This is a genomic window from Pedobacter riviphilus, assembly GCF_014692875.1.
Classification (GTDB): Bacteria; Bacteroidota; Bacteroidia; order Sphingobacteriales; family Sphingobacteriaceae; genus Pedobacter; species Pedobacter riviphilus.
Map to the genome: position 1 here is coordinate 5,772,181 of NZ_CP061171.1, position 23,970 is coordinate 5,796,150.

The following is a 23,970-nucleotide window of genomic DNA, read 5'->3' on the forward strand; positions in this document are numbered from 1 at the left end:
GGTTCATTAGTTTACTAGTCATTCGTTCATTAGTCCGTGCAAGTTGCATAATTACCTCTTCTAAGTCAAGCGATGTCCTGAATTTGTTTCAGCATCTATTTTGAAAGTATACCAAAACTTTTCTATCTAAAAGTAAACAACATATTCGCGAGGAAATTCCAAACAAAGACGATTACAATGGCGAAGAATTTGGCTAAGTAAAAATTGGTTCCGTTTTTCCGCTGATGAAAAAGATAAATGATAAAGGTGTTTAACCCTAGGCCGATTAAACTTACCACTAAAAACTTGCTAAACTCGGTTGCCCAATGCGTATTGGTGCTTTCGAAAGTCCAAACCCGGTTAATCAGGTAATTATTGGTCACGGCTAAAGTAAAACCGATGGCATTAGAAATATATTTGTTTATCTTGATTTTCTCCTTGCACAGCCAGGTGGCACCGAAATCAATCGCCATCCCGAGGAAACCTGTTAATCCAAATTTTAAGATGCGGAAAAATAAATCCATCACGTTAAAGTATTTTAATCAGAAAGAAATGTTCTAGTACTTCTTCTCTTGTGTTTGAATTTAAAAATTTTGGTGTCAATTTAGTTGTATGGAAATATCTAAAATCCTGTAATATTTTTGCGGGATACTTAAATCTTACATTGTCTATGTCCCTTTTATCAACAAATAGAATTAATCCCTTTGGATTAACTTTCTCCAGTTCTTCATAACTCCAGAAATATTTAGGCTCATCTTTGGCGTAAAAATCAAAGGAGTATGCGTCGCTGTAAATAAGTACCATGGGTTTTGTACCCGGATAATTTTCTTTCAGCCATAAACCTGCTTGCATACCAGCTTCGTATTTTAAAAGTGCGGGATAAAAGAAAGATGAAAGAAATATCATTAAACCTACCGAAGTTAATAAGGAGCGGCCAATCAGTGTTTCCGTTTTTAATCCTTTGAAAAGGATAAAAGAGGTAACAAGCACAATGATAATGATTGCAATAGCCAAGAGGTAATCCTGAAATTTAAAGAATATGGCCAAAATGCTCAATAATATCACAATTAAAACGGATAATGTTGTTTGGATGCTCGAAAAAATACTTAAACTCTTTCCATTAAGCTTTTGTACATACCATGCCGTAATAATGGCAAACTGAGGCAGGATAATCAGGATATAATGCGGTAATTGAAATTTGGATAATGAAAACAATAGGAATGTTATCGCAGCGCTGGTCCAGATCATGATGCTTTCAGCTGGTAAATCAATCCTGTTTCTCTTTTTGAAAAGATTTACCACTGCTGTATAAAATAGTATACTCCATGGTAAAAATGCCCAAAGTGTAGTGTGTAAAAAGAATGAAATATCTCCTTTGCCTTTAATTGGGCCATTGTTGAAAAAACGACCGAATTGGCTGTCCCAGAAGAAGAATTTTAAGCCGGAAACGCCGGTTTTTCCGAATACTACTTTCTCGGGATGTAAGTCAAACTGAACGTATAAAGTATATAGCTCTGGAATAATAAAAATGAAAATCAGTACAATGGCCAGCCACCATTTTAGTTTCAACAACTGTTTAAACTGCCTGGTTAATAGCCAATAGATAATGAAACCTCCAAAAACAGGAATCAATACGAATATGCCTTTAATCATAATGGCGCAGGCTGCGAAAAAAGAACCTGCAACAATATGCCAGAAAGCGTGGTAATGTGCTTTATAATAATGATAAATAGCCGCCAACGTAAATGTGGTGATATAAACCTCTGCCCTGACGTCAAAAGTAGAAATGAGGATATGCAACGAACTTAAAAAAATCAGTGTACTGATTAATCCTGTTTTTTCGCCATAGATATCTCTTGCGAGTTTGTAGACATACCAGGCACCTAATAATCCGAATAAAAAGGATGGAAGTTTATAAGCGAAAGCTGTAATGCCGAAAATTTTAAATGATGCTGCGGCCAACCAAAAGGTTAAATGTGGTTTATCCAGCCAATCGGCACCACGTACATAAATATTTACCCAATCGTTCCTAAGTACCATGTTTTTGGCTATAGATGCATAAAGCGCAGAATCGGGTTCCATTACGCCACCAAAAAGCGCCAAAACACTAACCAGTACAATCAGGGCAATTAAAATTTTATATAAGGCGGTGTCTTTCAAATCCATTTACAGGAAGCAAATATGAGCAAAAAAAAGTCAAATTTTTTCAAGGTTTAAGATTAACAGGGGCAAAGCATTATCTTTGCTGTATGACAAAGTTATCGGTTAATATCAATAAAATTGCTACACTCCGCAACAGCCGTGGCGGTAATAATCCTGATCTGGTTAAGGTTGCATTGGATTGTGAACGTTTCGGTGCACAGGGCATTACGGTGCATCCACGCCCAGATGAACGACATATCCGCTATCAGGATGTTTACGATTTAAAAGCAGTTATTGCTACTGAATTTAATATTGAAGGAAATTGTAAGGAAGATAAATTTGTTGATCTGGTTTTGGCCAACAAACCTGCGCAGGTTACTTTAGTGCCCGATGCAGAGGGCCAGATTACATCAAACCATGGCTGGGATACCCTAAAACATAAAGATTACCTGAAAGAAATGGTTGCCGTTTTTCAAAAGGAAGGTATCCGTGTTTCAATTTTTGTAGATCCTGTGGTAGAAATGGTTGAAGGTGCTGCGGAAACCGGAACAGACCGGATTGAACTATATACCGAGGCTTATGCACATAATTATTTTGCCGACCGCGAAAAGGCTGTAGTGAGTTATATTGCTGCTGCACACCATGCCAACAAATTGGGCTTGGGAATTAATGCAGGCCACGATCTTGATCTGCACAACCTGCATTATTTCGCTCAAAGTATTCCGGGCCTGCTGGAAGTTTCTATCGGTCATGCTTTAATAAGCGATGCACTTTACTTAGGTTTAGAAACTACCATTCAGAAATATTTACAACAATTGGTTTAGTTTTTTAACCGCAAAGACTGCAAAGAAAAGGGGCGCATAGAAACGCGAAGCCATGTGCATAGATTTTAATTAATCTTGCGCAGCTTTGCGAAATGCTCTGTGTCCTTTGCGGTTAAATATTAAAATTTATGTTAAAAGGAATTCTCCTTGTTTTTTTCGGTGCCTGTAGTTTTGGTATCCTCTCTACTTTTGTTAAACTCGCTTACCATGAAGGTTATACTTTAGGCGATGTTACAGGCGCTCAGGCTTTTTTTGGGGCCGTAATTTTATGGGTATTATTTTTCTTCCAAAGTAGAACCGCAACTTACAAAGCTAAAGCGCTGCCTGCTAAAACACCCTGGTGGCTAATGATAATTTCAGGCGCCTGTACAGGTCTGGTCAGTATTTTTTACTATCAATGCGTAAAACTTGTACCTAACTCTGTTGCTATTATTTTATTGATGCAGTTTATCTGGATAAGTATTTTAATAGAATACCTCATCTTTAAAAAGAAGCCCACAGGCTTGCAGCTCTTGGCAATCTTATTGGTATTAGGTGGAACTGTTTTAGCCAGCGGAATGGCGGAAACAAGTATCAAAAGCATGGATTTAAAAGGAATTGGTTTCGGTTTATTGGCTGCAATTTCTTATGCAGGCTTTTTACTGCTGAGTGGCCGGATTGGAAATGAATATGCTCCATTGCAAAAAAGTGCCTTAATGATTACCGGTGCCTGTATATTGATCTTCATTATCTTCCCGCCAGTATTTTTGTTTAATGGTGCCTTGGGCGGAAGTTTATTGAAATGGGGATTGATTATCTCGGTTTTTGGTACGGTTATTCCGCCATTATTTTATGCCGAAGGCGTGCCGAGAATAGGAACGGCCATTAGTTCTATTTTAAGTGCTGCAGAATTGCCTGTTGCCGTAATGATGGCGGGTTTTGTGCTGCAGGAACAAGTATCGTTTTTAAGGTGGGTTGGGGTAGTGGTGATATTATCGGCAATGGTTTTGCCAAATCTGAAATATTTAAAGCGAGATTAATCTAGTTTTTTACCGCAGAGGAAACAGCGTGAAGATGCAGAGGACGCAAAACAGGGCTTTTGAAATTTATTGTTGTGCCTTGAATGCAAATTTAGCGTTCTTAGCGCCTTTGTGGTTTAAGCCTTAAAGATTAATAAACTTTGCGTTCTTTGCGGTTAAACTAAAATTAAATATCTTTAAAAAGCTTAAAGCATTTACACATGAAAAAACTTACTATTTATATTTTGTCCTTTATCATCATTGGCTTAGCCGGATGTAAAACCAAAACCACCATCAATCAGGATGAGGCCGGAGAGGTAATCACCAATTATTTAAAAGCTAACCCTGAATATAAAACTACACGTTTCAACTTCGGGGAAATAAAATTTAACAGCACAAACGATATGTTTGAACTTGGTAAATATAAAACTTTAGCAAGTAGAGGCTTGGTGACATTGGATTTGAAAGCGGCTAAAAAAAAGTTCCTTTCAAAAGATAGCAGTTTCGTTTACCAGATTACCTTAACCGACAAAGCAAGCCCATTGGTTTTAAAGCAGGATGGTGATAAAGCAACAGTGAAAGTTGTAGAATATGTTTTAGCCGATGAAAAGCCTGTAGATTTTTCTCAGGTAAACTCGAGCACTGCAAAAGTTACTGTATCACTTAAAATGAATACAACCGATTTCGAACCATTTGATAAGGATGCCAATAAAAACAGCAATTTCATTACCAAGACTTATAAATTAAAGTTGAGTAAAGATGAAGGTTGGAAGGTGCAGAAATAGGTTGAAAGACTAAAGATAAAAGCGTATACCTAATTGCGCTTTTCAACCTATGTTTCTTGTAGTACCCGACATTTTTAAATCCGTGGTAGCGAAAATCCTTTTTGTTGGCATTAACTCAGCATTACAGGAAGTAACAAAAAGATTGAAACGTATGACGGGAACAAACTTAAATTTTAGCACAACCATTGCTTTCCAAATAATCGCTTATTTGTTAAAAATTGAACAAACGTTTGTCTTTCCTTTTGCTCATAAAATCTACCTATTTTGTCGCTTTTAAGCATAAATAAGACGCCTTTTTTACACTGATTAATAGTGAAATACAGCTTCATTTTTGCTACCTTTGCACGCAAATTTATTATTCATACCGCATGAGCTTAAATATCCACTACAAGGAAGATTTTCAAAATCGTCATATTGCTCCTAATCAGGCTGATACAGCCGAAATGTTGCAAACTGTTGGCGTAAATTCTATTGATGAGCTGATTGAACAAACTGTTCCGACAGCAATTAGGTTAAAACAACCTTTAAATTTGCCTGCAGCGAAATCTGAAACTGAATATCTTGGTGCTTTAAAACAAACTTCATTGTTGAATAAAGTTTTCAAAAGCTTTATCGGTCAAGGTTATTATGATACTATTACACCGGGGGTAATTTTACGTAACGTATTTGAAAACCCGGGATGGTACACACAATATACGCCTTACCAGGCAGAGATTGCACAGGGCCGTTTACAGGCTTTGTTAAATTTCCAAACTATGGTTATCGATTTAACCGGAATGGAAATTGCCAATGCATCTTTATTGGATGAAGGTACTGCTGCTGCCGAGGCCATGTTTATGCAGTACAGCTTGCGTAAAAATCAGGCGGCTAAAAAATTCTTCGTTTCGGAATTACTGTTCCCTCAAACGATCGATATCTTAAAAACACGTGCCAATCCTTACGGTATCGAACTGGTTATCGGCAGTCATTTGGATTTCGTAGCTACTGAAGATTTCTTTGGTGCTATTGTTCAGTATCCTGCAGGCAACGGTGAGGTTTTCGATTACAAAAACTTTGCTGCTGAATTACACAATTTAAACATTAAATTAACGGTTGTTGCCGATATTTTAAGCTTAACCTTATTAACGCCTCCGGGCGAGTGGGGGGCTGATGTTGTAGTAGGTACTACACAACGTTTAGGTATCCCAATGGGCTTTGGTGGACCGCACGCAGCATTTTTTGCCACTAAAGAAGAATATAAACGTAATATCCCAGGCCGTATTATTGGTGTAACCATCGATAGCCATGGCGATTACGCTTTGCGTATGGCTTTGCAAACCCGCGAGCAGCACATCCGTAGAGATAAAGCAACATCAAACATTTGTACTGCACAGGCATTATTAGCTATTATGGCTGGTTTTTATGCTGCTTATCACGGTCCGAAAGGATTAAAAGCAATTGCAGAACGTACACACGGTTTGGCCATCAGTTTAGCCTCTACCTTAAAAGGTTTAGGTTTTGAGCAGTTAAATTCTGCTTACTTCGATACTATCCGTTTCGATTTAGGCGATTTAAAAGGTGGTATCCACTCAGCGTGTATCGATAACGAAATCAACTTAAACTATGTTGGTAATGTTGTAACTATTTCATTCGACGAAACCAGCACTTTCGAAGATGTGGCTTTAATTGCTAAAATCTTTGCAAAAGTTAAAGCTATCGCTGCCGATCAGGTTGAAGTGGTCGAAAATGTAGAAACCGTTATCCCGACTGCTTTACAACGTACTTCAGCTTATTTAACACACCCAATTTTTAACTCGCACCATTCAGAACATGAAATGTTGCGTTATATCAAATCATTGGAAGCAAAAGATTTATCGCTTTGCCATTCGATGATTGCTTTGGGTAGCTGTACCATGAAATTAAATGCTACCGCAGAAATGATCCCAGTTACCTGGTCTCACTTCGGTCGCATCCACCCATTTGCACCTGCAGATCAGGTATTGGGCTACTATTCGGTTTTCAACGAGCTTGATAAATGGTTAAGCGAAATTACTGGTTTTGCAGCCATGAGTTTACAGCCAAATGCTGGTGCTCAGGGCGAATACGCTGGTTTAATGGTTATCCGTGCTTATCACCACGATAGAGGCGATTTCCACCGTAACGTAGCGTTAATTCCTGCTTCAGCGCACGGAACTAACCCTGCTTCTGCAGCAATGGCTGATATGAAAATTGTGGTGGTTAAATCTTTAGAAAACGGTAACATTGATGTTGAAGATTTAAAAGCAAAAGCAGAATTACATAAAGACAACCTATCGTGTTTAATGGTAACTTATCCATCAACTCACGGTGTATTCGAAGAAAGTATTATCGAAATCTGCGAAACCATCCACGCTAACGGTGGACAGGTTTATATGGATGGTGCAAACATGAATGCACAGGTTGGATTAACTAGTCCGGCCAATATCGGTGCCGATGTTTGTCACTTAAACCTGCACAAAACTTTCTGTATCCCTCACGGCGGTGGTGGTCCGGGTATGGGCCCTATCGGTGTGGCCAAACACCTGGTACCTTATCTTCCAGGCCATGCTGTGGTTGATATCGACAAAGGAAAATCTATTTCTGCCGTTTCATCTGCACCTTGGGGTTCGGCTTCGATCTTGATTATCTCTCATGCATACATCGCCATGATGGGTGCTGAAGGATTAACTAATGCTACTAAATATGCCATTTTAAACGCTAACTATATGAAAGCGCGTTTAGAACAACACTATCCGGTGCTTTATTCAGGCGCTCAGGGTCGTTGCGCACACGAGATGATTTTAGATTGCCGTTCGTTCAAAGCTTTCGGAATCGAAGTTACAGATATTGCAAAACGTTTAATGGACTACGGTTTCCACGCGCCAACCGTTTCATTCCCGGTTGCCGGCACTTTGATGGTTGAGCCTACAGAATCAGAACCTAAACACGAGTTAGACCGTTTCTGTGATGCTTTGATCGCCATTAAAAACGAGATTACTTCGGTAGAAAACGGTACTTTCGATAAAGTTGATAACCCATTAAAGAATGCTCCACATACGGTTTCGGTAATTACGGCTAACGAATGGGATCATGCTTATAGCCGTCAAACTGCTGCATTCCCACTTCCTTATGTGTTAGAGCGCAAGTTCTGGCCATCAGTTGGTCGTGTTAATGATAGCCATGGCGATAGGGCTTTAATCTGTGCTTGTCCGCCGATTGAGAGTTATTTAGAAGAGATCGTTCCGTAGTTTGCCTTTCTCGTCATTGCGAGGAGGAACTACGTGGCAATCTATTTAGATAAATCATCTGCAAGTTTTATGGATTCATTTCATAAAACTTGCAGATTTTTTTTGGAAATGAGTGTCGGTTTTCATCGGCGGCTGTGGTCCTGTCATTCGTTTCATTTTTTTGTTTTGTGGATACCTTATTATCGCCATTGCGAGGAGCCACGACGAAACAATTTTTTACTGTAAGTGTAAACAAAAAAGGATTTTAGCTGCTGTCTCTTAGGTTTAGGGATGGAGGAAGGGCATTTAACTAAGCTGTTGCTTTATTTAATTATAATTTAGCCGCTTTTGACCCCATTTCATCTGCTTCTTTTTCTAAACCAGCATCGTCATTAACAATTGTGTCAGATTTTAATTGTACTGTTGCTTTAACCCGACCTTGTTTTTGTTCTACTACATGCCATGCCTCATGTGGTAAATGTTCTTCTTGGTCTTGAGCTATGTGAATATCCGCGCCTTGTGCATAGGTCGAAGCAGCTAATTGTGCAGGTTTATCAGAATTGAAATGAACACGAACATTATCCATCGAAATGCCCGAAAGTGCTTCAATGCCATTTTTTAAATTATCGGGTAAATTTTTCTTAGCCATGGTATAAATTTATAAAATAAATGGTTGCTATCACCAATAAGAACAGGAGCAAACGTCATTAATTGAATTAACAGATTCTAGTTAGTACGTATCAATAAGATATCACCTCATGCACCATAACAAAATTGAATACCGAGACTGTCAATCTTTAAATGATGAATATTTTTGATGCTATTCTTTTCAATTTTAATTTCGTTGAAGTTATCAGTTGAAAATGGAATGCCATTTATAACAATCATTTTAATCTCTTTTGTAGAATTTACTTCTGTAACCATTTTGGCAAGTTCTATATACTTTCTAGCAGTATCATTTTGGTTAACCAAAATAGTTTTCTGACGTTTTAAAAGAATCGTTTTTTAATGTTATTCCTATCTAAAAAATAAAATTCTGGATTGATTATGACATCATTTAGTTTAACCACAAAGCCCCGTTTGTAATATTTATCAATCCGATCTTCTTTAGATTAAATTACTCTTTTACTACATCCTGCTAAAAGAAAAATTAACATTATTGAAAATAAAATTGTTTGCTTTTCATTGTAGGATATTAACTTTTACCAGGTATCTTTTATCCTAGCCATTATTCAGAATAGGCTATTAATTAAGGTTACACTAGAAAAACACATAAGCGGCGTTCCTATTTGAATAAACCTTCAGAATTAACATTATAACCTAAAACTTTAATCTGATCGTTTTCTGCGGTTAAGGTAACGGTTTCTTTTGCCTGAAATTTTGCCCTTTCTACCACATAATATAGTACATAATTTGCAGATGGATTTGAGCCTCTGATTACTTTCGTTTCCCAGTGATCTAATTTTTTGCTTTTTATTTCGCCTAACTTGTTTACAGTTCCGGTTAAATAGTCATTTAACTTTTGTGTGCTGGTTACTGCTTTAAATTGATTGCTAAGGATCGGACTTAATTTTTTCAAATCTTTTTGCTGAAGTAAAGCGTAAAACTGTTCGGCTACTTTCTCCCCTTCTTTTTTATCTTCCTCGCGGTTTAAATATGTACTGTTGAAATTACAGCCTGTTGCAATAAATAATAAGCTGAATAAATATAACGAGGCGTAAATTCTATTTTTCATAAGCGTTTAATATTATTTTCTAAATATATAATATTATTTTTTCTATGAATATTATAAAATAAAATTAAGCATGATAGGTAAGTAGTAAATATTTGCATTTTTTAAACAATGGTAAGGAAACCCTATGCTTTAAATCTTTTATCCTCCACTTTTAGTGCAAATTCACATAAAAAAGTAAACAAATTAAACCTTTGTTACAATTCTACAGTCAATAGAATGATTTTAGATAAATCCGATTATTTTTGAAAAACTTAACATAGGTCAACAACAAGAGATCGGGAGTTCATCTATATTTGTATCAAATTTTAAAAAAACCAGAAAATGAAATTAAAAATTAGCTCAATTTTTTTATTAGTGGCAGTAGTAGCATTGTCAGCTTTTAAAAACCCAACTAAACCAGTAACTTATACTGTAGATGCAGCAAAATCGACCATTACTTGGGTTGGTAAAAAAGTAACAGGTTCTCACAACGGAACTGTAGCTTTACAATCAGGTACTTTAGCCGTTAATGGTAAAAGTGTAACTGGTGGTACATTTGTAATTGATATGGCTTCAATTAAAGATGCTGATGGCAGCGCAAAATTAGAAGGTCACTTAAAAGCAGACGATTTCTTCGGTACAGCTAAATTCCCAACTTCAACTTTCGTAATTACTAAAGTTGCTGGTTCAGGTTCAAACGTAACTGTAACAGGTAATTTAACCATCAAAGGTATTACTAAACCATTGAGCTTCCCTGCAACCGTAACCGTTAATGCAGATGGTACAGTTTCGGCTTTAGCTGGTAAAATCGTTGTTGATAGAACTAAATATGACATCAAATATGGTTCTAAATCATTCTTCGATAGCATTGGCGACAAAGCAATTGATGATAACTTCGAGTTAGCTGTTAAATTGGTAGCTAAAAAATAATTTTTCCAGTCTCGGAAAATAGAAGCCTCGACTTTCGTCTGGGCTTTTTTTGTTTAACCGCAAAGTATGCAGAGTTTTACGCAAAGAGCGCTAAGCTTTTACCGCAGAGTGCATTGAGTTTTACACAGAGGAAAACAGAGGCTTTATAGTTATAAGCACCCAGCTCTGTAATCTTTGTGGTAAAAAGAAACTCTGCGTACTTTGCGTTTCCTCTTTGCGTAATTTGCGGTAAAAAACGGGTAGACTTATCTTATCTTAAACCCACCTTCAACTTCATCTACAAATCCTGTTGCGGCACTTTTACCATGGTAAAACAAACATTCCCAGTTTTCTTCTGCGGCTCTTTTTCCAAATTCTTTTCTTAATTCCATCGCTTTGCGACCGTCGAAATCGTATTTGGCAATAAAGTTTTTAACCAGTTCTTCAGGTTCTGGCAATACATCGCCACCAAAAAATACTTTCTGTTTGCCTTCGGTTAAAAGGAAAACCTGGTGGTTAGGGCAGTGTGCTCCTGTAAATTCGTAAGTAATGGTTTCATCCAATGCGCCATCGCCCTCTACAAATCTTAATTGTGCGTTGCGCTGCACAAAATCGAAAATATCGCTATGGTAAGAAGAAGAAGTGCTGCTAAAAGCCGTTTCCCATTCGCCTCGGTTAATAACATACTCTGCATCGGGGAAACTTAATTCCACTTTGTTGTTGCCTTGTTTGTGGATCATACCGCCTGAGTGGTCGTAATGTAAGTGCGACATTAAAACCTTGGTTACATCGGTTGGATCGAAACCTGCATTGCGGATGTTTTTATGTAAAATCAGCTCCCCATGGTCATCACTAAATCCTAAACCCGTATCAAAAAGAATCAGATCATTCTTTAATTCAACTAAAAATGGCTGAACATTGATAAATAGCGATGCGGGCCTGTCTTTATAACTGTGTATAGCTGGGTCGAAAGGCACAAATTTCTTTGTTGCATCAACAGAATAGGTTCCTTCGAATAAGGTGTAAACTTGCAAAATGTAAATCTTTAATGTTTGTACAAAGGTAACAATCTAAAATTGAGTATTTGTTTTAGTAAAAGCTTGGATACTTCCTTTTTTTGTAAAATATGATGCTTAAATTTCAAGCATGAATCTTCGAATCTTAATTCTGCTGCTGGCTATCAGTTTTTCTACATCGTTAAAAGCACAGCAAAAACCAAATGTAATTATTGTATTAGCAGATGATATGGGCTATGCCGATATTTCATGTTATGGAAGTCCGTTGATAAAAACACCGTTTTTGGATGGAATGGCAGCGAAAGGAATAAAAGCCACAAACTTTGTAACTACCTCGCCAACCTGTACACCCTCAAGGGCATCGTTACTAACAGGTAGGTATTGCAGCAGGATGGATTTACCATGGCCTATTGGTCCGGGCGATAAACGCGGAATACCCGAAGATGAAATTACCATTGCACAGCTGCTTAAACAATCGGGTTATGCCACTGCCTTGGTTGGCAAATGGCATTTGGGCGACTATGGGGTATCGTTGCCAAATAAAAAAGGTTTTGATGAATTTTACGGCCTTTTATATAGCCACGATTATAGAGCACCTTATGTAAAAACCGATACCACAATCAAGATTTTCAGAAATACCAAACCAGAAATTTATAAACCACACGATAGCATTTTAACTAGTTCTTATACTCGAGAATCGATTAAATTTATTAAAAAAAGTGTCGCGGAGAAGAAACCGTTTTTTCTTTATTTAGCGCAAAATATGCCTCATTTGCCTGTTGCTTTTGCCGCGCAAAAAAGTAGAAAAAGACCTTCTGCAGGAGGCGAATTGGGCGATGTGATCGAAGATATAGACGCAGGTTTAGCGGAAATATGGAAACAGGTAGTTGCTTCTGGCCAGGCCGATAACACCATTTTCATCTTTACCAGTGATAATGGCCCATGGATTAATGCACCACAGCGCATGTACGATGATGGTTTTACCAAATTTTACCATGTAGGTTCTGCAGGAATTTTTAGGGGATCTAAAGGCATCTCCTATGAAGGTGGTCACCGTGTGCCGTTTATTGTTTATTGGAAAGGTCATACGCTTAACAATACCCAGTTAACCAAACCCATTTCTAATCTCGATGTTTTTCCTACGTTGGCCGAATGGACCAAGACTAAACTTCCGCAGAAAGTATATGATGGCGAGTCTATCTCTGGTTTGTTAACCAACAAAAATGATCATAAAAAGCACCGCCCAATCTACTATCATAATTATGTTTTAGAAGGTGTAAAAGATGGCGATTGGAAATTGAGGATTACTAAAAAGGATGATAAGGAGCTGAGCGAGCTTTACAATTTATCATGGGATCCGGCAGAGCGGGTAAACTTAATTGATGATGCAAAATATGCCAATCAGAAAGCACATTTGATGAAACTTTATCAGGCCTATCCCGGGGACTCTAAATAAATTTGATTTTAGTTCTTAGTGGCTTTATTAATTTTTTTCCGCAGATTTAATGGGATTTATTTAAGTTCCAATAATCTATGTGCCTTTTCTGCAAAATCTGTGGGAAACAACCCGAGTTAGGATTGCTACCATATCCAATTAAAATGTATATTTACTGTTCGGAGACAGAATTAAATGGAAAAAAGATGGGTGCTGGCATCGGATTGTAATGATGCCACGGTAATTAAAATAGCAGAACAACTCAACATAGATCGCTCACTTGCACAGATACTTGTGCAGCGGAATATTTGCGATTTTGATCAGGCGAAAGATTTCTTTAGACCAGATCTTGATCATCTCCATAATCCTTTTTTAATGAAGGATATGGATGTTGCTATTGCCCGTATCGAAACGGCTCTGGCCACGCAGGAAAAAATACTGATCTACGGCGATTATGATGTAGATGGTACAACATCGGTGGCACTGGCCTTTAGTTTCTTTTCGCAGCTTACCGAAAATATAGAATATTACATTCCAGATCGCTACTTAGAGGGCTATGGTATTTCTACTGCAGGTATTGATTATGCGAGTGAAAATGGATTCTCTCTGATTATAGCGTTAGATTGTGGTATAAAGTCAGTTGATAAAATCGATTATGCCAATACACTGGGTGTTGATTTTATTATCTGTGATCACCACTTACCAGGGGATGTATTGCCTCAGGCCATTGCTATTTTAGACCCTAAACGCTCAGATTGCGTATATCCTTTTAAAGAGCTTGCCGGTTGTGGCATTGGTTTTAAACTAGCGCAGGCCTATGCTCAAAAACATCAGCTCCCCAAAGAAACTTACCTGCGATATTTAGATCTGGTGATGGTGAGCATCGCTGCCGATATTGTTCCTGTTGTTGGCGAAAACCGAATTTTAGCCTATTACGGTTTAAAAAAATTAAATACCAACCCTTGCGAAGGTTTGCGTGCCCTAATGGAAGTTTCGGGTAAAACCGAAAACTATAGCATTACCGATGTAGTTTTTACCTTAGGCCCACGCATTAATGCCGCCGGAAGGATAGACCATGCCAAACATGCGGTTGCCATGTTACTTTGCCAGGTAGATGGAAACGCACTAGAGCAAAGCGAACTAATAAACCTTAAAAATACTGAGCGTAAAACTTACGATCAGGACATTACCCGCGAGGCCTTGGCTTTAATTGGCGAAAGTGATATCCTGATCAATAAAAAAACGACTGTTGTATTTAACGAAAACTGGCATAAAGGCGTAATCGGAATCGTAGCATCGCGCTTAACTGAAAAATATTATCGTCCAACAATTGTATTAACAAAGTCTAACGGACATGTAGCAGGTTCTTGCCGATCGGTAGTTGGTTTTGACTTATACGAAGCTTTAAGCGGTTGCGCAGATTTATTGGATCAATATGGCGGGCATAAATTTGCTGCAGGGCTAACTATGCAGCAACATAATGTAGATGCCTTTGCCAAAAAATTTGAAGAAATTGTATCGGCAAGTATTACGGAAGAGCTACTTACACCGATGATCAGGATTGATGCTGAAATCGAACTGGCGCAGATAGATGGTAAATTCTATCGGGTTTTATCACAAATGGGACCATTTGGTCCTGAAAATATGGCGCCTATATTTGTTACCCATAATGTATATCTCGCACAACATGCCATGGCAGTTGGTCAAAATCATTTAAAAATTAATATAAAACAACAAAATTCGCCTATTTTTGAAGGCATTGCATTCGGGTTGGCCGAATTTCAAAATCTTTTACAACCAAAAGTGCCATTTTCAATTTGTTATACGTTAGAAGAAAACGTATGGAGAGATAAGAAACGTTTGCAGTTAAACATTAAAGGAATAAAAGTTAATTAACTATAAAATAAATCGTCATGCTGAACTTGATTCAGCATCTAAAATTGAAGATCCTGAAATAAATTCAGGATGACGGATGAATCGATATATGATATTAAGAGCCGAAAATCTCGTTAAAAAATATAAACAGCGTACTGTTGTAAACAATGTTTCCTTTAACGTAAGTCAGGGGGAAATTGTTGGTCTTTTAGGTCCTAATGGGGCTGGAAAAACAACATCATTTTACATGATTGTGGGACTGATCAAACCAAATGAGGGGCGTATCTTTTTAGAGGAAGAAGACATTACAGAAGATCCGATGTACCGCAGGGCACAAAAAGGCATCGGCTATTTGGCTCAGGAAGCATCGGTTTTTAGAAAACTTACTGTTGAGGATAATATCCTGGCCATTTTAGAAATGAGCAAATTGACCAAGGAAGAACAACGTGATAAACTTGAAGAACTAATCAACGAGTTTAGTTTACATAAAGTGCGTAAAAACCGTGGCGATTTATTATCAGGTGGAGAACGTCGCCGTACCGAAATTGCCCGTGCTTTAGCTGCCAATCCCAATTTTATTTTATTGGACGAACCTTTTGCTGGTGTAGATCCAATTGCGGTAGAGGAAATCCAGAGTATTGTTGCCAAACTGAAACATAAAAATATAGGAATCTTAATTACCGATCACAACGTACAAGAAACACTTTCGATTACCGATAGGGCTTATCTGCTTTTTGAAGGTAAAATTCTAGAACAGGGGGTTCCCGAAGTGCTTGCCGAGAACGAGATGGTAAGAAAAGTTTATCTTGGATCGAACTTTGTGCTGAAACGTAAGAAATTTGATGTTTAATATTAACCAGTTCTTATCACAGGTTTCGAAAATAAAGATGATAAACTCAGCTAAAACTATTTCAGGTAAAGAGGGCAGATTATTGTTGCAACAAAAACAACAACATCCGTGTTTATCTGTCAACATCTGTGGTAAAAATCAGCTGTTTATTTTTTAATATGGCAATTGTAAATTCAATTTTTACCTGGTTAATGAAAAAGCGGATCCACCAGATCGAGCTTTTTATGAAATATCCATACGATGTTCAGGAAGAGTGGTTCCATAATTTGATTGATAGTGCAGAAAATACCGAATGGGGCAAACTGTACGATTATAAAACCATTTTAACTCCACAACAATACAAGGAGCGTGTTCCGATCCAAAACTACGATACTCTAAAGCCTTACATTGAGCGTATGCTTAATGGCGAACAGAATATTCTATGGCCTTCTGATATCAAATGGTTTGCAAAATCATCGGGTACCACAAGCGACAGAAGTAAATTTATCCCCGTTTCTCCAGAATCATTGGAAGAATGCCACTTTAAAGGCGGCAAGGATATGCTTTCTATCTACTGCAATAACCGCCCCGATAACCAGATGTTTACCGGAAAAGGTTTGGTTTTAGGGGGAAGCCACCAGGTTAATCAGTTAAACGAAGATTGTTTCTATGGTGATTTATCGGCGGTACTGATCAAAAATCTGCCAATCTGGGCCGAATATTACCGCACGCCTGATATGTCTATCGCTTTAATGGATAATTACGAAATCAAGATGGATAGAATGGCCGAGGCCACCATCACTGAAAACGTAACCAGCATTTCTGGCGTACCAACCTGGACCATGGTACTGGCCAAAAAGGTGCTCGAACTTACCGGGAAACAGAATTTATTGGAAGTTTGGCCAAATCTCGAATTGTATATCCATGGTGCGGTAAACTTCGCACCTTATCGTGAACAGTTTAAACAGCTCATCCCATCTGCTGAGATGTATTATCTGGAAACTTATAATGCATCCGAAGGGTTTTTCGGCATTCAGGATCAGGATAACTCAGAAGAAATGTTGCTGATGCTCGATTATGGTATTTTCTATGAGTTTGTGCCGATGGAGTATATCTGTGAAGAAAATCCTAAAGCACTATTGTTGGGCGAAGTAGAACTGCATAAAAATTATGCTATCGTAATCTCTACAAATGGTGGCTTATGGCGTTATATGATCGGCGATACCATTCAATTTACTTCACTTTCTCCCTACCGCATTAAAATTACCGGACGTACCAAACATTTTATCAATGCCTTTGGCGAAGAAGTGATTATAGACAATGCAGAACAGGCCTTAACCAAAGCTTGCCAGGAAACCGGTGCCGAAATAAAAGATTATACCGCCGGACCGATTTACTTTAAAGATGAAAAAGCGGGTGGGCACGAATGGATTATCGAATTCGATAAGCAACCCAATGATTTTGAAAAATTTGTTGATGTAATGGATCAGACCTTACGTGAGGTTAACTCTGATTACGATGCCAAACGTTTTAAAGATATGGCTTTGGCCCGTCCTAAAGTGCATAATGCACCTGCCAATACTTTTTATAATTGGCTAAAGGCAAAAGATAAACTCGGCGGGCAGCATAAAGTGCCACGCCTGGCTAATGAGCGGAAATATGTTGATGATATTTTGGAGATGATGAAGTCTTCTTAAATTTAATAAATCTCATTTAGGCATGTCAGTCTGAGCCTGTCGAAGACCTTATAAAGGCAATCAACAAAGCTCAATGTGACTTTAGTATATTTGATAACGCTGCTCAATAATGAAAAACATCCTCATCTTATTTACGCTTAGGATCATGAGTTATTACTGTTTAACAAAATAGATGAAAAGCTTTAGCTATAAACGTGTGGCCTGGCTACTGTTTTTTGCCTATTTCTTTATATTAATGGTGCAGATTACTTTACGGTATATCCCACTAAATAGTGAAGTGTCTTTTCTGCAGATTAAACAGACCGAAGTTTCAGGGATCAAAGCTTATCTTCCCATATTTTACATTCATGTCTATAGTGCCATATTTGTGCTGCTGGCTGGTTTTACGCAGTTTAATCCTAAAATTTTAGCTAAATATCCCAAAGTACATAAATGGCTGGGCTACTTGTATGCAGGCTTTGTGTTGTTACTTGCCGCACCATCTGGCGTTTTTATCGGCTGGTTTGCAAATGGCGGTTTAATAGCTAAAACCTCATTTGTTATTTTAGGTGTTTTATGGTTCTGGTTTACCTTAAAGGCGGTTCTTCTTATTTTGAAACGGAAGATCTCTGACCATAAAAAGTTTATGTACCGCAGTTTTGCTTTGGCAACTTCAGCCATCACCTTAAGGTTGTGGAAAGTTATTTTAGTATATTTATTTCATCCGGCACCAATGGATGTTTACCAGATTATAGCTTGGTTAGGCTGGATACCCAATTTATTAATTGCCGAATGGCTCATTAAACGGAAAATAATTTAATTGATGAAAAGGATCTTATTATTAGCGCTGTTCCCATTTTTGATGCTCTCTTGTAGGGATACTAAAAAAACAAATGAACAAAAAAAGGCTGTTGAGGTAGCTCAACCGGAAATCCACAAGGAACTCTATGGCTTTTGGGTTGGCGATTTTTACACAATAGATGAGTCGGAATACGAAGGAGATATGTCTGATGCTGTCAAAAAACTGAATATCAACATAAAAAAGATAACCAAAGATACGGTGATTGCACAAAGTGTGGTTTCGGGAAACAGCCGCCCATTATTGGGTAAACTATCTGACGATGGTGGGAAAATCACTTTTGTGTTAGATGAACCTGGCAGCGATAAGTACGATGGGAAGTTTGAAATCACTCTAGTTGGCGATACCCTAATCGGCAAATGGAACGCCTATAAAACCGAATTGAAATGGCCCGAAAGGCAGTTTAAACTCGTTAAAAAGGCATTTACTTACAATGCTAACTTAATGTTGCCAAGCGAAAGCAGTTATGTAGACTGGAGCGATCATAAAATGATAAAAAGAGTGGATACTGCTGAAGACGGAAAAATAGATACCCTAGAGGCAAATGCTTTTTACAGAAGTGCTTCCGATCAGATTTTTAAATTAAATGCTTCAACCACTATGCTCAAAGAAGAAGATGTAAAAAATTTAAGAAAACTAGATCTGCAGATTATTAAAAATACCATTTTCGCCAGACATGGTTATGCTTTTAAAAAACAAACTTTTAGAAATTTTTTCGATCCTGTAGAATGGTATGTTCCTGTTAAAAACAACGTTGATAATGATTTAACATCGATAGAAAATAAAAATATCAAGTTATTAGACCGTTTTACTAAATACGCGGAAGACAATTATGATGCTTTTGGCCGTTAATTTGTAAAGGATTAACTATGAAATTGAACAGGGAAAAAATATTGGGTTTCTTCAAAAAATCGCAAAGCAAAGCTTCGGTGATCTTAAGTGATAAAACCAAAGCCAGTAATACGATTAAAGATGCGCTTGGTAAGGCGGTAACCAATAAAGGCGATTTAGAAGGGGTTTGGGCCAAGCTGGTATTGCTGTTCGCTGTATCTAAAGATTATGTGAACGGCGATTATACCGAAATTCCTAAAAGATCAATCATTGCTATTTTAGGAGGACTGATTTACTTTTTATCTCCTATTGATGTAATTCCGGATTTTGTGCCGGTTCTGGGCTTTATTGATGATATTTATATCCTAAACCTGGTGTACAGACAAGTGATTAAAGACCTGGAGAAATATAAAGCCTGGAAAGATACCCAGGGAAAATTTATTGGTGATATAGATGGCTCAACCGCAACATAGTTTTCTAGATTGGATAGGCGAGCATCTTTTTACCTGCCCGTTTAGAGCCCATTTTGGATTCGATTGCCCAGGCTGTGGCTTTCAGCGTTCGGTACTGGCTTTATTTCGGGGCGACTTAATTGCATCATTTAAGTTTTATCCTGCAACAATTCCACTCATTTTTGTCATAGTATTTACCATTGTTCACCTCAAAGTCGATTTTAAGTTTGGGGCGCAGCTCATCAAAATCGTTTTTGCAGGAGTTGCAGTAATTATTTTAATCAATTACATTTACAAAATATACACTCACCAATTGATCTAAATACAGCTATGTCAGAAGAACAGGAAACTCCTCAGGAAAATAAACCGATTGATCTTTCAAACGATCCAAAACCAGAACCTGCGCCATTTCAGCCCTTGGGTAATGGGCCAGTAACCCCGCCACCCTTTCAACAACCGCCGCCATTTGGCCAGTTTGGAGGAGGAGGCTTTGGTCAGCAGAACTTACCAAATGCTACAGCTTCTCTTGTGTTGGGTATTTTGGCTATACCCGCGTGCTGTTTTTACGGCATATTTGGATTGATATTTGGCGTAATTGCTTGGATATTAGGTGCTGGTGATATGAAAAAATATCGGTTCAATCCGAGTTTATATACAGAATCATCATATAAAAATGCAAAAGCAGGCAAGATCTGTGGAATGATTGCAACCATTTTAAGTGCATTATTTATCGTAATGGTTATATTAGTCATCGCTGGAGCAATCGCTAATCCTCAGATGTTTGATAACTTTATCAAAGGCATGAAATAGATAATTAATTTTACCTTAAAAATATAAATCGGATGGTGCATGCCATTCGATTTTCTTATTTTTGTAGCATTGATATTGTAAATAAAAAACTAAGATAATGTATCCAGAATATTTAGTAGAACCAATGCGTAAGGAATTAACCAACGTTGGTTTTCAAGAATTAAAAAACGCAGCAGACGTAGATCAAGCTATTAAAGGCGAAGGAACTGTGTTGGTAGTAGTAAACTCGGTTTGTGGTTGTGCGGCAGCAAATGCACGACCAGCGGCTAGAGCAGCAGCAGCACACGAAAAACACCCTGATAAATTGGTTACTGTTTTTGCAGGAATGGAAAAAGAAGCAGTAGATCAGGCAAGAAATTACATGATGCCTTTTCCTCCATCTTCTCCGGCAATGGCTTTATTTAAAGATGGTAAATTGGTTCACATGATCGAGCGTCACCAGATTGAAGGCAGACCAGCACAAATGATCGCTGATAACCTGATCGGTGCTTTTGAGCAATACTGCTAAAAATTGATTACATAGATTATTGGATTACACCGATAAGAAGGTATCTAAGTTATATGAAATGGTGGATGGAAACATTCACCATTTTGCGTTTATGGGGCTTGTGAAGATGATTGGGTTTTACTTAGTTATCTTCTACTTAATCGTCACGTGTGATTACTAAAAATCCTTATTGAGCAATTTCTCTAGTTCTCCGAAAGAAACATTCATTCTTACCCTGCCTTGTTTGGCATAAGATATTTCTCCAGTTTCTTCTGAGATAATTACCGCAACAGCATCAGTTGTTTCAGAAACACCAATACCCGCGCGGTGCCTTAAACCAAACTGTGAAGGTAACTGGTCGTTATCCGTTAAAGGCAAAATACAACTGGCACTTTTAATTTTGTTTTCAGAAATAACTACAGCACCATCATGCAGCGGACTGTTTTTCTGAAAGATACTTTCCAACAAGCGCTTCGATATTTTGGAGTCAACAAGCTCACAGCTATTGGCAAAAAACTGCTCATCGTAAAATTTAACAAATACCATTAATGCTCCCGTACGCGTTTTCTTCATGCTTTTACAGGCGTCGATAATTGGTTTTATACGGGCTAAATTATTTCTTTCAATCTCTTTTCGGCCAAATAAATATCCCCACCAGGCTTTATTCTTTTGTAAAAAAGCATTTTTTCCGATCAGTAAAAGGAAACGCCTGATCTCTGGGTGGAAGATCACAATCAAAGCAATAATCCCCACACTCATAAATTTCTCGATGATGGCTGTAAGTAGCTTCATGTGCAAAGCATCAACAATACGATAGAATATTGCGATAATAAGCATTCCAACCAGCAAGTTAACAGCTAAGGTATTGCGGATTAAGGTATAAACGTAATAGATTAAAAGTGCCACAAGCACAATGTCAACCACATCGGTAATGGTGAATTTTACAAAATCAAAATCTAATCCTTTCATTATTGGCAAGATAGTAAAACGGTTTTCAGTTTACAAGCAAGATAGGTTAACTGTTTAAATGGGTTGAAAAGCGGTTAACTGTTTAAACTGTTTAAATGGTTAATTGTAGGGCTGGTGGAGAGAACCTAATTTTTTAATATCGATTTGCGCAAAGCATTTAATTTGTTGGTTAATTCATCAAGTTTTAGTCGAAATGAAATATATTCTTCTTCATTGATATATTCAAGGTCATATGCACCAATAACATGGTTGATGGTTTCGATTGCACTTGAATAAGACATTGTTATAAAATGTGCCTTATCCTTAGGCGTAATTCTCGCTGAACCTTCTGCTAAGCAATCTCCAATACTGCTTGCAGATCTTTTGATCTGACTTGTTAAACCAAATACCTCCTCCTTTGGGAATTTCCTGGTCAAATTATAAATGTCTTTTCTGAGCAACCTGGCTTTTTGCCAGGTCTCTAATTTTTCAAATGAGTAAATATGCATCACAATTAAGTTTAGATTATATCAAGGACAGAAGCGCAATTGCAATTTAACAAATTATTGAAGTTACCAGACGTAGGCAATTTGTTATTTGTACGATTAACCAATTCAAACAGTTAACCGATTAACCACATATCCGCCTAGCCCAACATCCCAACTAACTTCACACACTCCACCGCTTCCTTAACATCATGTACCCTCAAAATACTGGCACCTTTCTGCAGCGCAATAGTATTAAGTACCGTGGTTCCGTTCAGCGCTTCTGCTGCTGTAGTACCAAGCGTTTTATAAATCATTCCTTTACGCGAGAAACCCACTAAAATAGGAAGTTTGAAAATTTTAAAAGCCTCCAGCTGTTTAAGTAGTCCGTAATTATGCTCGATCGTTTTTCCGAAGCCAAAACCAGGGTCGATAATTACATCATGGACGTGCAGGGCTTTAAGGGCGGCAACTTTTTTCGCCAGATAATCAATTACTTCTAGCAGTACATTGTTATAAACTGGATTTTGCTGCATATTTTGAGGCGTACCTTGCATGTGCATAATGATGTAGGGTACCTGCAGCTTGGCTACTGTCTCGAACATCTGTTCATCCATGTCGCCAGCGGCAATATCGTTAATGATATGCGCTCCGGCAGAAATGGTTTCCTGAGCAACTTTCGCCCTGAAAGTATCGATAGAAATAACTGCTTCCGGAAATGTTTTTACTAAACTTTCTACCACAGGTACCAAGCGGTCAACCTCTTCATTGGTAGAAATATCTTTGGCGCCAGGCCTTGATGAGTATCCGCCGATATCAATAAATGTAGCACCCTCATCTAGAAATTGGGCTGCTTTGGTTAAAGCTTCGTCAATCGATTTTGTGCGGCTATTACTGTAAAAAGAATCGGGGGTGATATTTAAAATACCCATTACTTTTGGGCTGCTTAAATCGATAAGCTTACCTTTAATGTTTAAGCTTTGTCTGGGCTCAAAAAAGTTTTTTTCTGCCATAATAAACCCTTTCGGGATTTGGGTTTCGCTTTAAAAATGTATCTTTAGCTTTTGTTTTTTCAGGACAAAAATACACTAAAAACTAAATAATTATTGGCTTTGGCACAAACAAATACCTCTACCGAATTTGATGAAGTGATTGCAGTTTGCAGATCATTATTTTTAAAAAAGACTAAAGATTATGGCACTGCATGGCGGATATTGAGGCCAAGTTCGATCACTGATCAGATTTTTATTAAAGCGCAGCGCATCCGTACTTTGGAGGAAAAAAAAGTGAGCAAGGTGGGAGAGGGTGTAATATCTGAATACATCGGAATTGTAAACTATTGTATTATCGCCATGATGCAGCTCGAATTGACTGAAAATGACCCGAATGAAATGCCTTATGCCGAAGTTGAAAAAAGGTTTGAAGAAAAGGTAACTGAAACCAAAGATTTAATGTTTGCCAAAAATCACGATTATGGTGAGGCTTGGCGCGATATGCGCATTAGCTCATTAACAGACTTGATTTTGATGAAAATTTTTAGGGTTAAACAGATAGAAGATAACGAAGGACAAACCCTGGCTTCAGAAGGTGTTAATGCGAATTATCAGGATATGCTGAACTATTCGGTTTTCGCGCTGATTAAACTCGGTGTTAAATAAATAGCGTAATAGCCTTTAAAAAATTAGATACATA

Annotated in this window: 25 protein-coding genes; 16 read left to right on the plus strand and 9 right to left on the minus strand. The window is 37.8% G+C overall.

All coding sequences use genetic code 11. The features are described 5' to 3' along the window. Positions 1–122 precede the first annotated feature (122 nt). Both H9N25_RS23950 and H9N25_RS23955 read right to left on the minus strand, forming a co-directional pair. A complete protein-coding gene (locus H9N25_RS23950) occupies positions 123–503 on the minus strand; it encodes a GtrA family protein (protein ID WP_167296544.1) in 381 nt (126 codons plus the stop codon). 4 nt (positions 504–507) lie between these two features. Beyond that, positions 508–2,145 (minus strand): ArnT family glycosyltransferase, encoded by a 1,638-nt coding sequence (locus H9N25_RS23955; RefSeq protein ID WP_190327478.1) that lies wholly within the window; start codon positions 2,143–2,145, stop codon positions 508–510. Positions 2,146–2,228: 83 nt separating this feature from the next. Here H9N25_RS23955 and H9N25_RS23960 point away from each other — a divergent pair, with 83 nt between their 5' ends. From H9N25_RS23960 to gcvP, 4 genes are all read left to right on the plus strand, one after another. Then, the gene (locus H9N25_RS23960) at positions 2,229–2,945 is read left to right on the plus strand and encodes a pyridoxine 5'-phosphate synthase (RefSeq protein WP_167296546.1); all 717 of its coding nucleotides are present in this window, start codon (positions 2,229–2,231) and stop codon (positions 2,943–2,945) included. Between the two features lie 128 nt (positions 2,946–3,073). After that, positions 3,074–3,964, plus strand: coding sequence for an EamA family transporter (locus tag H9N25_RS23965; protein ID WP_190327479.1), 891 nt, complete (start codon positions 3,074–3,076; stop codon positions 3,962–3,964). Between the two features lie 200 nt (positions 3,965–4,164). Further along, entirely contained in the window at positions 4,165–4,728 is a 564-nt protein-coding gene (locus H9N25_RS23970; RefSeq protein WP_190327480.1) for a hypothetical protein, read from the plus strand. 368 nt (positions 4,729–5,096) lie between these two features. Further along, positions 5,097–7,973: an aminomethyl-transferring glycine dehydrogenase gene (gene gcvP / locus H9N25_RS23975; RefSeq protein ID WP_190327481.1), complete on the plus strand. Its 2,877-nt coding sequence runs from the start codon at positions 5,097–5,099 to the stop codon at positions 7,971–7,973. Between the two features lie 310 nt (positions 7,974–8,283). Here gcvP and H9N25_RS23980 read toward each other — a convergent pair whose 3' ends face one another. From H9N25_RS23980 to H9N25_RS23990, 3 genes are all read right to left on the minus strand, one after another. Continuing rightward, the gene (locus H9N25_RS23980; protein ID WP_190327482.1) at positions 8,284–8,601 is read right to left on the minus strand and encodes an eCIS core domain-containing protein; all 318 of its coding nucleotides are present in this window, start codon (positions 8,599–8,601) and stop codon (positions 8,284–8,286) included. A gap of 107 nt (positions 8,602–8,708) precedes the next feature. Then, positions 8,709–8,924: a hypothetical protein gene (locus tag H9N25_RS23985; RefSeq protein WP_190327483.1), complete on the minus strand. Its 216-nt coding sequence runs from the start codon at positions 8,922–8,924 to the stop codon at positions 8,709–8,711. 313 nt (positions 8,925–9,237) lie between these two features. Next, positions 9,238–9,687: a hypothetical protein gene (locus H9N25_RS23990; protein WP_190327484.1), complete on the minus strand. Its 450-nt coding sequence runs from the start codon at positions 9,685–9,687 to the stop codon at positions 9,238–9,240. 321 nt (positions 9,688–10,008) lie between these two features. Here H9N25_RS23990 and H9N25_RS23995 point away from each other — a divergent pair, with 321 nt between their 5' ends. Then, positions 10,009–10,596 (plus strand): YceI family protein, encoded by a 588-nt coding sequence (locus tag H9N25_RS23995; protein WP_167296551.1) that lies wholly within the window; start codon positions 10,009–10,011, stop codon positions 10,594–10,596. A gap of 245 nt (positions 10,597–10,841) precedes the next feature. Here the strand turns inward: H9N25_RS23995 and H9N25_RS24000 are convergent, their stop codons facing one another. Beyond that, positions 10,842–11,609 (minus strand): MBL fold metallo-hydrolase, encoded by a 768-nt coding sequence (locus H9N25_RS24000; RefSeq protein ID WP_190327485.1) that lies wholly within the window; start codon positions 11,607–11,609, stop codon positions 10,842–10,844. A gap of 112 nt (positions 11,610–11,721) precedes the next feature. On the opposite strand from H9N25_RS24000, the gene H9N25_RS24005 reads away from it, so the two are divergent. From H9N25_RS24005 to H9N25_RS24050, 10 genes are all read left to right on the plus strand, one after another. Then, complete coding sequence (locus H9N25_RS24005) at positions 11,722–13,047, plus strand: sulfatase-like hydrolase/transferase (RefSeq protein ID WP_190327486.1); 1,326 nt, start codon at positions 11,722–11,724, stop codon at positions 13,045–13,047. 174 nt (positions 13,048–13,221) lie between these two features. Then, positions 13,222–14,922 carry a single-stranded-DNA-specific exonuclease RecJ gene (recJ, locus tag H9N25_RS24010; protein WP_190327487.1) on the plus strand — a complete coding sequence of 567 codons (1,701 nt, stop codon included), beginning with the start codon at positions 13,222–13,224 and terminating at the stop codon, positions 14,920–14,922. Between the two features lie 88 nt (positions 14,923–15,010). Beyond that, positions 15,011–15,751, plus strand: coding sequence for an LPS export ABC transporter ATP-binding protein (gene lptB / locus H9N25_RS24015; protein ID WP_057931148.1), 741 nt, complete (start codon positions 15,011–15,013; stop codon positions 15,749–15,751). Between the two features lie 158 nt (positions 15,752–15,909). Beyond that, positions 15,910–17,427, plus strand: coding sequence for a GH3 auxin-responsive promoter family protein (locus H9N25_RS24020; protein WP_167296554.1), 1,518 nt, complete (start codon positions 15,910–15,912; stop codon positions 17,425–17,427). 172 nt (positions 17,428–17,599) lie between these two features. Continuing rightward, positions 17,600–18,226 carry a DUF2306 domain-containing protein gene (locus H9N25_RS24025; protein ID WP_223833511.1) on the plus strand — a complete coding sequence of 209 codons (627 nt, stop codon included), beginning with the start codon at positions 17,600–17,602 and terminating at the stop codon, positions 18,224–18,226. Between the two features lie 3 nt (positions 18,227–18,229). After that, positions 18,230–19,117, plus strand: a complete 888-nt coding sequence (locus tag H9N25_RS24030; protein WP_190327488.1) for a YARHG domain-containing protein — start codon at positions 18,230–18,232, stop codon at positions 19,115–19,117. 17 nt (positions 19,118–19,134) lie between these two features. Beyond that, positions 19,135–19,569, plus strand: coding sequence for a YkvA family protein (locus tag H9N25_RS24035; protein WP_167296556.1), 435 nt, complete (start codon positions 19,135–19,137; stop codon positions 19,567–19,569). After that, on the plus strand, positions 19,550–19,870 hold the full coding sequence (locus H9N25_RS24040; RefSeq protein WP_169502495.1) for a DUF2752 domain-containing protein: 321 nt from the start codon (positions 19,550–19,552) through the stop codon (positions 19,868–19,870). Before H9N25_RS24035 ends, H9N25_RS24040 begins: the two co-directional genes overlap by 20 nt. 8 nt (positions 19,871–19,878) lie before the next feature. Beyond that, the gene (locus H9N25_RS24820; RefSeq protein ID WP_211189426.1) at positions 19,879–20,358 is read left to right on the plus strand and encodes a CCC motif membrane protein; all 480 of its coding nucleotides are present in this window, start codon (positions 19,879–19,881) and stop codon (positions 20,356–20,358) included. Between the two features lie 97 nt (positions 20,359–20,455). After that, a complete protein-coding gene (locus tag H9N25_RS24050) occupies positions 20,456–20,866 on the plus strand; it encodes a BrxA/BrxB family bacilliredoxin (protein ID WP_025145566.1) in 411 nt (136 codons plus the stop codon). Between the two features lie 156 nt (positions 20,867–21,022). Here H9N25_RS24050 and cdaA read toward each other — a convergent pair whose 3' ends face one another. The 3 genes from cdaA to folP form a co-directional block, all read right to left on the minus strand. Then, positions 21,023–21,814: a diadenylate cyclase CdaA gene (cdaA, locus tag H9N25_RS24055; protein ID WP_167296558.1), complete on the minus strand. Its 792-nt coding sequence runs from the start codon at positions 21,812–21,814 to the stop codon at positions 21,023–21,025. Between the two features lie 125 nt (positions 21,815–21,939). Next, complete coding sequence (locus H9N25_RS24060) at positions 21,940–22,302, minus strand: four helix bundle protein (RefSeq protein ID WP_167296559.1); 363 nt, start codon at positions 22,300–22,302, stop codon at positions 21,940–21,942. Positions 22,303–22,439: 137 nt separating this feature from the next. Continuing rightward, positions 22,440–23,291, minus strand: a complete 852-nt coding sequence (gene folP, locus H9N25_RS24065) for a dihydropteroate synthase (RefSeq protein ID WP_190327489.1) — start codon at positions 23,289–23,291, stop codon at positions 22,440–22,442. A 99-nt stretch (positions 23,292–23,390) separates the two neighbouring features. Here folP and H9N25_RS24070 point away from each other — a divergent pair, with 99 nt between their 5' ends. After that, positions 23,391–23,936, plus strand: a complete 546-nt coding sequence (locus H9N25_RS24070) for a DUF1599 domain-containing protein (RefSeq protein ID WP_167296561.1) — start codon at positions 23,391–23,393, stop codon at positions 23,934–23,936. The last annotated feature ends 34 nt before the right edge of the window (positions 23,937–23,970 follow it).